This window comes from Pseudomonas sp. K8 (assembly GCF_014889455.1).
Classification (GTDB): Bacteria; Pseudomonadota; Gammaproteobacteria; order Pseudomonadales; family Pseudomonadaceae; genus Aquipseudomonas; species Aquipseudomonas veronii.
In genome coordinates this window covers 1-683 of the sequence record NZ_VJWO01000171.1, presented here as the reverse complement: position 1 = coordinate 683, position 683 = coordinate 1, and the positions used below count along the sequence as shown (strand labels likewise).

Genomic DNA, 683 nt, shown 5'->3' with positions numbered 1-683 from the left:
CTGCGCTGCAAGAAACTTCCCGACGACACCTGCGTGGTCTATCCACAGGGCGCCGCCGATGTGGCGCGCTGGGGCCCCTTGATCGCGGCCAGCCGGGTTGTGCCAAATTCGTCAACGTGGGCTATTTGAAATGATCGTCAAGGGATTCACGACGTCCGGCAGTAGTAATGCTGCGCCGCGTTCGGTCACACTCGGAAAATTGTCGATACCAGTCACTCTGTGAGGTTCCATGTCATCGCTGCTACGGCGCAAGTCGCTCGATTCCGTCACTGTCCATGAAGCCGGCAGGAGCCTCCTCCGCACCCTGAGCTGGCCGCACCTGATCGCCATGGGCATCGGTGCCATCGTGGGGACCGGCATCTACACGCTGATCGGCGTGGGTGCCAATCTCGCCGGCCCGGCGGTGCTGATCTCCTTCGCCATCGCCGGCGCGGTATGCGCCTGCGCGGCGCTGTCCTACGCCGAACTGTCCACCATGATGCCGGCCGCCGGCAGCGCCTACACCTACAGCTACACCGCGTTGGGCGAAATCTTCGCCTGGGTGGTCGGCTGGAGCCTGATCCTGGAGTACTCCCTGGTGGTGAGTACGGTGGCGGTGGGGTGGTCCGGCTACTTCGTCGGCTTCCTGGAATGGATACACGGCAACACCGGCATCGACATGCGGCTGCCGTTGGCCCTGTCGG

General features: G+C 63.8%; 1 protein-coding gene. It reads left to right on the top strand.

Annotated features, from left to right (window positions below; all coding sequences use genetic code 11):
* Nucleotides 1-229: 229 nt before the first annotated feature.
* On the top strand, nt 230-683 hold a 454-nt coding region (locus INT12_RS30785), incomplete at its 3' end, for an amino acid permease (RefSeq protein WP_193059216.1).